The following is a 9,483-nucleotide window of genomic DNA, read 5'->3' on the forward strand; positions in this document are numbered from 1 at the left end:
CGTTGCCGCATCAACCGTTCCAAGGAATTTGCAGACCGTCGGAACCACATTAACGGCATTGGGAACTTTTGGAATCAGGCAAAACGCGCCTTGCGAAAATACAACGGAATCGATCGTAAACCTTTCCCGCCGTTGTTGAGGGAATGCGAATTTCGACTTAACTCCGGCACACCGTCCCGGCAGCTAAAAATCCTGCGGGATCGGTGTGGAATTTAGGGATAATCTAGTACAGCCCCATTTTTAATGTCTGTGCGGCATCATGCCTTCGGGGGCTTCTGTTCCTTCCGGCAAACCGAAGGTTTCACGCAGAATCACTTTATAGAAAGCAAACGCTTCCTGCGCGCCTTGAATGGCTTCTGCTTCTGCTTCCGGAGTTAAGTTCAGGGCATTCAGGTGCTCGACGAAGGCGCGCCAGTGTTTGCCGCGCCCGTCCGGATGCGGAGCGAGGTGGCGCGCGCCGTGTTCGCCGGTGTAATCCAGCTTTTGCGCGTGTTTGAACAAAAATGCCGCGCCCAAATTGGATCCTTCGGCGCAATAAAGCCAGCCGACGGCTTTGTTGCCGGTTTCGTGTGGCAATTCTTTGTCGAATTTGTAAGGCTCTTCGCCCAAGTCTTTCAAGTCTTGCGTTACGGCATCGTATCGCGCCATGTATTCCAGCTCGGAAATGGCTTTGTTCAACTCGGGGTCTTTATAGATATGATCAACCGCTTTGTGGAACACGGATTGCAGTTTCAAAAATTTGATGTAGTTTTCTTTGCTGACAAACGGTTGGACAGACATAACGAGGTTATCCACGCTGTCGTGAACCGCCGTGGTATCCGCCTTCAGGCGTTTGGCAAACGTCAGGGCTTGGTTTTCGGTTTCGCTCATAAGTTTTCCTTTGTCGGTAAGGGATAAGGATGCGGTGCGGGCAAAATCCGGACTTGCCCGCATACAAAAATAATAAAGAATCATAAACGAAATTTATTATCACATATTTTACGAAAAAATATCATTTGCGTTATATTTTTAAGCGGGTATTTTATGATTATTTACAAAATCGGGGTTTTATCAAATAGGCTTGTCGGCCGGAGGGGCAGCCGCTCAAAAAATATTTTTGCCGGACACCAAGGGTTTGTTCATACTGCCGAACCTGCCGGTTTTGCATCCTGATTGGGTGTATCGCTTTTTTTCCTTTATAATGCCGCCATTTATATTTGCCACTTTCCCGATGAAGCCATTTGCCGAAAATATCCCCCACAGCCTTCGCGGCAACTGCCGCGACGAAGCCCTGCCGCCGCATACGGTAGATTGCCCGGAATGCGGCTGCCGTACAGACGTGCCCCAGTTGGACAAGGGAGAGGCGGCGTTCTGTCCCCGTTGCGGACACAAACTCTTCAGGGTGGGCAGCCACCCTTTTTCCGGTCCGCCCGCCTATGCGGCGGCTTCGCTGATTTTGATGGCGTTTGCTTACAGTATGACGTATATCGAGGTCGGGATACCGGGTGCGGCATCCGTCCTTTCGCTGCCCGAGATGATGCGCCTGATGGTGTTTCAGGATTATGGTTTTTTGGCCGAAGTGATGTTTGTGCTGACTTTCGGCGCGCCGGTTCTGTTTCTGCTGCTGTGCCTGTATGTCTATGCCGCGCTGATACGGAAACAGGCGTATCCTGCGCTGCGTTTGGCAACGCGTGTGATGGTGCGCTTGAGGCAGGCGATGATGGTGGATGTGTTTTTTGTTTCCACTCTGGTGGCGTATATCAAGCTCTCGTCTGTGGCAAAGGTTCGCTTCGGGCCGGCGTTTTATCTGATGTTCGCGCTGTCGGTTATGCTGATTCGGACTTCGGTATCGGTTCCCCAGCATTGGGTGTATTTCCAAATCGGGCGGCTGACGGGGAATAATGCGGTTCAGACGGCATCGGAAGGCAAAACCTGTTGCAGCCGCTGCCTGTATTTCCGCGACAGTGCCGAATCCCCCTGCGGGGTGTGCGGCGCGGAACTGTACCGCCGACGGCCGAAAAGTCTGAGTATTTCGTCGGCGTTTCTGACGGCGGCGGTTGTTTTGTATTTCCCTGCCAATATCCTGCCGATTATGATTTCGTCCAATCCTGCCGCCACGGAGGCCAACACCATCTTTAGCGGCATCGCTTATATGTGGGACGAGGGCGACAGGCTGATTGCGGCGGTTATTTTCAGCGCGAGTATTTTGGTGCCGGTGCTGAAGATTGCGGCAATGTCGGTTTTGATTGCGGCGGCACGGTTCGCTTTGCCGGCGGGCGCAAAGAAATTGTCGCACCTCTACCGCATCACCGAAGCGGTCGGCCGCTGGTCGATGATTGATATTTTTGTGATTATTATTTTGATGTGTTCGTTCCACACTTATGCCGCGCGCGTCATTCCGGGCAGTGCGGCAGTCTATTTCTGCCTGGTCGTGATTTTGACGATGCTGTCCGCCTATTATTTCGACCCGCGCCTGCTTTGGGACAAACGCGCTTCAGACGGCATTGCTTTCAACGAAACGGAAAAATATGACTGACAACAGCCCTCCTCCAAACGGACACGCTCAAGCACGCGTCCGCAAAAACAACACCTTCCTCTCCGCCGTCTGGCTGGTCCCGCTGATCGCGCTGATTGCCGGCGGCTGGCTTTGGGTTAAGGAAATCCGCAACAGGGGGCCTGTGGTTACGCTCTTGATGGACAGCGCGGAAGGCATCGAAGTCAACAATACGGTCATTAAGGTATTGAGCATCGATGTCGGACGCGTTACCCGAATCAAACTGCGCGACGACCAAAAAGGCGTGGAAGTTACTGCCCAACTCAATGCGGACGTATCCGGCCTCATCCGCAGCGATACCCAGTTTTGGGTGGTCAAGCCGCGTATCGACCAAAGCGGCGTAACCGGTTTGGGTACGCTGCTTTCGGGTTCGTACATCGCTTTTACACCCGGCAAAAGCGGCGAGGCAAAAGACGTGTTCCAAGTGCAGGACATTCCGCCCGTTACCGCCATCGGGCAAAGCGGGCTGCGCTTGAATTTGATTGGTAAAAACGACCGCATCCTCAACGTCAACAGCCCTGTTTTGTATGAAAACTTTATGGTCGGGCAAATCGAAAGCGCGCATTTCGACCCGTCCGACCAAAGCGTGCATTACACCATCTTCATCCAAAGCCCCAACGACAAACTGATTCATTCCGCCAGCCGTTTTTGGCTGGAAAGCGGCATCAATATCGAAACCACAGGCAGCGGCATCAAACTCAATTCCGCCCCTCTGCCTGCCCTGCTGTCAGGCGCGATTTCATTTGATTCGCCGAAAACCAAAAACAGTAAAAACGTCAAAAGCGAGGACAGCTTCACGCTTTACGACAGCCGCAGCGAAATCGCCAACCTGCCTGACGACCGCTCGCTGTACTACACCGCGTTTTTCAAACAATCCGTGCGCGGACTGACCGTCGGTTCGCCTGTCGAATACAAAGGGCTGAATGTCGGCATGGTTTCCGATGTCCCTTATTTTGACCGCAATGACAGCCTGCACCTGTTTGAAAACGGCTGGATTCCCGTACGCATCCGCATCGAGCCTTCCCGTTTGGAAATCAATGCCGACGAGCAAAGCAAAGAGCATTGGAAACAACAATTCCAGACGGCCTTAAACAAAGGCCTGACCGCCACCATCTCCAGCAACAACCTGCTGACCGGCGGCAAAATGATTGAGTTGAACGATCAGCCTTCCGCCTCGCCCAAGCTGCGACCGCATACCGTTTATGCAGGCGATACCGTCATCGCCACACGGGGCGGCGGTTTGGATGACTTGCAGGTCAAATTGGCGGATTTGCTGGACAAATTCAACAATCTGCCATTGGATAAAACCGTTGCCGAATTGAACGGCTCGCTCGCCGAACTCAAGTCCGCACTCAAATCCGCCAATGCCGCCCTAAGCTCCATTGACAAACTGGTCGGCAATCCGCAGACGCAAAACATCCCGAACGAACTGAACCAAACTCTGAAAGAGTTGCGCATAACCCTGCAAGGCGTATCGCCTCAATCGCCTATCTACGGAGACGTACAAAATACGCTGCAAAGTTTGGACAAAACCTTAAAAGACGTTCAACCCGTCATTAACACTTTGAAAGAAAAACCCAACGCACTGATTTTCAACAACAGCAGCAAAGACCCTATCCCGAAAGGAAGCCGATAATGCGCCTTTTCCCCATCGCCGCCGCCCTGACGCTTGCCGCCTGCGGTACTGTGCAAAGCACACAATATTTCGTGTTGCCCGACAGCCGCTACATCCGTCCTGCAACGCAAGGCGGCGAAACCGCCGTCGAAGTCCGTCTTGCCGAACCGCTCAAACGCGGCGGACTGGTCTATCAAACCGACCCCTACCGCATCAACACCGCACAAAACCATGTTTGGGCAGACACCTTGGACGATATGCTCGAAGCGGCGTTGAGCAATGCATTCAACCGTTTGGACAGCACACGCACCTTTGTTCCTGCCTCACGCAGCGGCAGTACCGACAAATGGACGGTCTATATCGACGCATTCCAAGGCAGCTACACGGGCAAAACCCTCATCAGCGGCTACGCCGTCCTACCCGACGGTACGAACAGACCCTTCCATATCGAAACCGAACAGCAGGGTGACGGCTACGCCGCCATGACCGCCGCACTCGAACAGGGACTGAAACAGGCGGCGCAACAGATGGTCGAGTAAACCGTGAACTATTGCGAATTTGCCGCCTCACTTCCCGAAAACACCGACAACCCGAACAAACATTACCACGATACGCAATACGGTTTTCCGATTAAGGACGACAACGGACTGTTTGAACGGCTGGTGTTGGAAATCAATCAGGCAGGATTAAGTTGGACGCTGATGCTGAAGAAGCGGCAGGCGTTTCAGACGGCATTTGAAGGTTTCGACATCGATACGGTCGCCGCATTTGGCGAAGCCGATATTGAACGGCTGCTTACCGATGCGGGTATTGTCCGCAACCGTCTGAAAATCGATGCCGCCATTTTCAATGCACGGCAAATCCAAGCGTTGCAACAAGAACACGGTTCGTTCAAGAACTGGCTCGACGCGCACCATCCGCGAAGCAAAGACGAATGGGTCAAACTCTTTAAAAAACATTTCAAATTCGTCGGCGGCGAAATCGTCGGCGAATTTCTGATGAGTACCGGCTACCTCAAAGGCGCGCACGCCGAAAGCTGTCCGGTTTACCGTAAAACCCTGAAATACCACCCGAAATGGCTCGATGCCGTCTGAAAAACCAATGAACAGAAGAACCTTCCTCCTCGGCGCAGGCGCGTTGCTTCTTACCGCCTGCGGCAGAAAATCCGCCCGAACCCACGCCAAAATTCCCGAAGGAAGCACCGTGCTTGCCTTGGGCGATTCGCTCACCTTCGGCTACGGAGCAAACCCCGGCGAATCCTACCCCGCGCAACTGCAAAAACTGACGGGTTGGAATATTGTCAACGGCGGCGTATCGGGCGATACGTCCGCGCAAGCCCTATCGCGCCTGCCCGCGCTGTTGGCACGCAAACCCAAGCTTGTGATTGTCGGCATAGGCGGCAACGACTTTCTGCGCAAAGTTCCCGAGGAGCAGACCCGCGCCAATATCGCGAAAATCATCGAAACCGTGCAAAAGGAAAACATTCCCGCCGTCCTCGTCGGCGTGCCGCACATCACACTGGGCGCGTTGTTCGGGCATTTGAGCGACCATCCGCTGTATGAGGATTTGTCCGAGGAATACGGCATTCCGTTGTTCGGCGGCGCGTGGGCGGAAATTTTGGGCAATAATAATCTGAAATCCGACCAAATCCACGCCAACGGCAAAGGCTATCGGAAATTCGCCGAAAATTTGAATCAATTTTTGAGAAAACATGGGTTTAGATAAACAAAGGTTTATCCGCACCCAAGTTGTTTATATAATCATGAACCGACTGGGACACCAAACTGCTTCGGGACGCATATGCCGTCTGAAGTGCAAAACCTACGCCATACAGCCGCATGAAGTTGCAGCGGTATGGCGTTTTTTGAGAAAGACGGCCTGCCGGTTCAGACGGCATGACCGACCGTCCGAACCTGCTGCGGATAAAGCCCGGACAGGCTGAAATCATGGAATATTGCGAACCTGAAGAAGCATCCGACCCGTACGCAACATACAGGCGTGCCAACCTGATGGCGGGGCTGCCGCTGTTTGTCGTGATTTTGGTTCTGCTCAATGTTGTTTTTCCGCTTCCGGCTCATCCCTTGGCTTGGCTGGTGCCTGCAGGTTTCATGGTTTTGGGCGGCGGCTTTCCCTTATCGCTGCCGCTTGTGGCGCTGCTTGTCCCGACCTGCTGCATTCTGGCGCGTTGTCCGCCATTATCCCGCCTTTTGTGCCACCCTTGCCCGAATCATCCGATGTCTAAAAATTCTGCCTGATGGCAGCCCTACAAACCCGAAGGAGTAGAAATGAAACTGTCCGAACTGTTCAACCCCAACGAATTTGCCGCGCGCCATTTGAGTTTCGGCGACGAAGCGGCGTTGCTTGCCGCTGTCGGCGAGAAGAGCATGGACGACTTTGTCGGCAACACCTTGCCGCAAAGCATCCGTATGCCGTCCGAACTCGATTTGCCCGAAGCCCTGACCGAGGCGGACGCATTGGCGAAATTGAAAGGCATCGCGTCGAAAAACGTGATCAACAAGTCCTATATCGGCTTGGGTTATTACCCGACCCGCGTGCCGAACGTGATTTTGCGCAACGTATTGGAAAACCCGGGCTGGTACACCGCCTACACGCCGTATCAGGCGGAGATTGCCCAAGGTCGTTTGGAAGCGTTGTTGAACTTCCAGCAGGTGTGCATCGATTTGACCGGTTTCCCTGTGGCGGGCGCGTCTTTGTTGGACGAAGCGACCGCCGCCGCCGAAGCGATGGCGATGGCGCACCGCGTGGGCAAAGTGAAATCCGAGCGTTTCTTTGTGGATGCGCGCGTGTATCCGCAAACTTTGGACGTGATGAAAACCCGCGCCAAATATTTCGGCTTCGAGCTGGTGGTCAGCGATTTTGCCCAAGCGGATGAAGGCGAATACTTCGGCGCGCTGTTCCAATACGTCGGTAAAGATGGCGACGTGCAAGACTTGCAGGACGTTATCGGCCGTCTGAAAGCCAAAGGCACAATCGTTGCTGTTGCCGCCGACATCATGAGCTTGGTTTTGCTGAAGTCTCCGGCTGAATTGGGTGCAGATATTGCTTTGGGCAACACCCAACGTTTCGGCGTACCGATGGGCTTTGGTGGTCCGCACGCCGCTTATTTCGCGTTTAAAGACGAGTTCAAACGCTCCGCCCCGGGCCGCATCATCGGCGTATCCAAAGACGCATCGGGCAAACCTGCCTTGCGCATGGCTTTGTCCACCCGCGAACAACACATCCGCCGCGAAAAAGCGACATCCAATATTTGTACCGCACAGGCATTGCTGGCGAACTTGGCGGGCATGTACGCCGTTTATCACGGCCCCAAAGGCGTGAAACGCATCGCCAACCGCATTCACACACTGGCTTCCGTCTTTGCCGACGCGCTGGTTTCAGACGGCCTCAAAGTGGTTCACGAAGTCTTCTTCGATACCGTTACCGTCGATTTCGGCAGCAAAGAGAAAGCAGACCAAGTGTTTGCCGCTGCTTTGGAGTCGGGTTACAACCTGCGCCGCGTCAACAATACTCAAGTTGCGGCTGCATTCCATGAAACGTCGGTATACGAAGATTTGGCCGATTTGTACCGCGCGTTTACCGGCAAGGATACGTTCACATTTGCCGATGATGTCAAAGGCCGTCTGAACGCCGAATTACTGCGTCAAGACGACATTCTGCAACATCCTGTGTACAACAGTTACCACACCGAACACGAAATGTTGCGCTACCTGAAAAAACTCGAAGACCGCGACTTGGCTATGAACCGCAGCATGATTTCGCTCGGGAGCTGCACCATGAAGCTCAATGCGACTGCGGAAATGTTGCCGATTACTTGGACTGAGTTCTCCGACATCCACCCTTACGCTCCCGAAGCGCAAACCGCCGGCTACCGCGAATTGCTTGCTGATATGGAAAACAGCCTGAAAGCCATCACCGGCTTTGACGCGATTTCCTTCCAGCCCAACTCCGGCGCACAAGGCGAATACAGCGGTATGCTCGCCATCCGCCGTTATCAGGAAGCCCAAGGCGAAGCACACCGCAACATCTGCCTGATTCCCAAATCCGCCCACGGCACCAACCCCGCCACCGCCGCCATGCTCGGTTTGAAAGTCGTCGTCGTCGATACCGACGAACACGGCAACGTCAATATTGACGATTTGAAAGCCAAAGCCGAACAACACCGCGATGCCTTGTCCGCCATCATGATTACCTATCCGTCCACACACGGCGTGTACGAAGAAGGCATCCGCGACATCTGCCGGATCATTCACGAAAACGGCGGACAGGTTTACATGGACGGCGCAAACCTCAATGCCCAAATCGGCATCATGCAGCCCGCCGAAGTCGGCGCGGACGTGTTGCACATGAACCTGCACAAAACCTTCTGTATCCCTCACGGCGGCGGCGGCCCGGGCATGGGTCCGATTGGCTTGAAAGCCCACCTCGCCCCGTTCGCACCGGGGCATACCCTGACCGACACCCACAGCGCAAGTGCCGGGCAAACCTCCGTTGCCGCCGCAGCCTTCGGTTCTGCATCCATCCTGCCGATTACTTGGATGTACCTGACCATGATGGGCAAACAAGGCATGGAACAGGCAACACGCTGGGCATTGCTCAACGCCAACTATGTCGCTAAACGCTTGAGCGAAGACTATCCGATTCTGTATACAGGCAAAAACGGCCGCATCGCGCACGAATGCATCGTCGATTTGCGTCCGCTCAAAGCCGAAAGCGGCATCACCGAAACCGACATCGCCAAACGCCTGATGGACTACGGCTTCCACGCGCCGACGGTTTCCTTCCCTGTTGCCGGCACGCTGATGATCGAACCGACCGAGAGCGAAAGCAAAGCCGAACTCGACCGCTTCATCGCCGCCCTGAAATCCATTCGCCGCGAAGTGCAGAAAGTCATCGACGGCGAATGGCCGAAAGACGACAACCCACTGGTCAACGCGCCGCACACCGCCGCAGATATAACCGGCGAATGGGCGCATCCGTACTCTCGCGAAGAAGCCGTCTTCCCGCTGCCCTTCGTGCGCGAACACAAGTTCTGGCCCTTCGTCAACCGCGTGGACGACGTGTACGGCGACCGCAACCTCGTGTGCAGCTGCCCGCCGATGGAAAATTATGAAGACTGACTGTTGAAACCCCGAAGACAAATGCCGTCTGAAACACTTTCAGACGGCATTTTCGTCAACGGCAGACCGGTTGCACCGATACACGTATCTCGACTATAACTTTATAGTCAATTAAAATCAAAATAGGACAGTAGTGCATCGTCAAATCGGGCGTAATCAGACAAAACGGTTCGCAGATACCGCTTAATATTCGCCCA

9 protein-coding genes and 2 pseudogenes are annotated in these 9,483 nt (G+C 54.1%); 8 read left to right on the plus strand and 3 right to left on the minus strand.

Annotation, left to right across the window (positions count from 1 at the left end; translation table 11 throughout):
- Positions 1-216 (plus strand): annotated as a pseudogene (locus tag DFR77_RS11645) (IS1595 family transposase); the annotation flags it as partial.
- Positions 217-240: 24 nt separating this feature from the next.
- Here DFR77_RS11645 and DFR77_RS11650 read toward each other — a convergent pair.
- Complete coding sequence (locus DFR77_RS11650) at positions 241-870, minus strand: biliverdin-producing heme oxygenase (protein WP_010360624.1); 630 nt, start codon at positions 868-870, stop codon at positions 241-243.
- A gap of 310 nt (positions 871-1,180) precedes the next feature.
- Here DFR77_RS11650 and DFR77_RS11655 point away from each other — a divergent pair, with 310 nt between their 5' ends.
- The 5 genes from DFR77_RS11655 to DFR77_RS11675 are packed head-to-tail and all read left to right on the plus strand — an operon-like array spanning position 1,181 to position 5,873.
- Positions 1,181-2,515 (plus strand): paraquat-inducible protein A, encoded by a 1,335-nt coding sequence (locus DFR77_RS11655; protein WP_012503779.1) that lies wholly within the window; start codon positions 1,181-1,183, stop codon positions 2,513-2,515.
- Entirely contained in the window at positions 2,508-4,169 is a 1,662-nt protein-coding gene (gene pqiB / locus DFR77_RS11660) for an intermembrane transport protein PqiB (protein ID WP_003693803.1), read from the plus strand. Before DFR77_RS11655 ends, pqiB begins: the two co-directional genes overlap by 8 nt.
- Positions 4,169-4,687, plus strand: coding sequence for a PqiC family protein (locus DFR77_RS11665; RefSeq protein ID WP_003691649.1), 519 nt, complete (start codon positions 4,169-4,171; stop codon positions 4,685-4,687). Before pqiB ends, DFR77_RS11665 begins: the two co-directional genes overlap by 1 nt.
- Before the next feature lie 3 nt (positions 4,688-4,690).
- Positions 4,691-5,242 (plus strand): DNA-3-methyladenine glycosylase I, encoded by a 552-nt coding sequence (locus tag DFR77_RS11670; RefSeq protein ID WP_003693800.1) that lies wholly within the window; start codon positions 4,691-4,693, stop codon positions 5,240-5,242.
- The gene (locus DFR77_RS11675; RefSeq protein WP_003691652.1) at positions 5,232-5,873 is read left to right on the plus strand and encodes an arylesterase; all 642 of its coding nucleotides are present in this window, start codon (positions 5,232-5,234) and stop codon (positions 5,871-5,873) included. Before DFR77_RS11670 ends, DFR77_RS11675 begins: the two co-directional genes overlap by 11 nt.
- On the opposite strand, the gene DFR77_RS11680 is transcribed toward DFR77_RS11675, so the two are convergent.
- Positions 5,866-6,045, minus strand: a complete 180-nt coding sequence (locus DFR77_RS11680; RefSeq protein ID WP_225577366.1) for a citrate (Si)-synthase — start codon at positions 6,043-6,045, stop codon at positions 5,866-5,868. The genes DFR77_RS11675 and DFR77_RS11680 overlap by 8 nt on opposite strands.
- Between DFR77_RS11680 and DFR77_RS11685 the strand changes: the two genes are divergently transcribed.
- Positions 6,044-6,403 (plus strand): hypothetical protein, encoded by a 360-nt coding sequence (locus tag DFR77_RS11685; RefSeq protein WP_003703774.1) that lies wholly within the window; start codon positions 6,044-6,046, stop codon positions 6,401-6,403. The two genes, DFR77_RS11680 and DFR77_RS11685, sit on opposite strands and share 2 nt — an antisense overlap.
- A gap of 30 nt (positions 6,404-6,433) precedes the next feature.
- Positions 6,434-9,286 carry an aminomethyl-transferring glycine dehydrogenase gene (gcvP, locus tag DFR77_RS11690; protein WP_003691655.1) on the plus strand — a complete coding sequence of 951 codons (2,853 nt, stop codon included), beginning with the start codon at positions 6,434-6,436 and terminating at the stop codon, positions 9,284-9,286.
- 107 nt (positions 9,287-9,393) lie between these two features.
- Here gcvP and DFR77_RS14460 read toward each other — a convergent pair.
- Positions 9,394-9,483: pseudogene (locus DFR77_RS14460) on the minus strand (IS630 family transposase); the annotation flags it as partial.

Source organism: Neisseria gonorrhoeae (assembly GCF_003315235.1).
GTDB classification, from domain to species: Bacteria; Pseudomonadota; Gammaproteobacteria; order Burkholderiales; family Neisseriaceae; genus Neisseria; species Neisseria gonorrhoeae.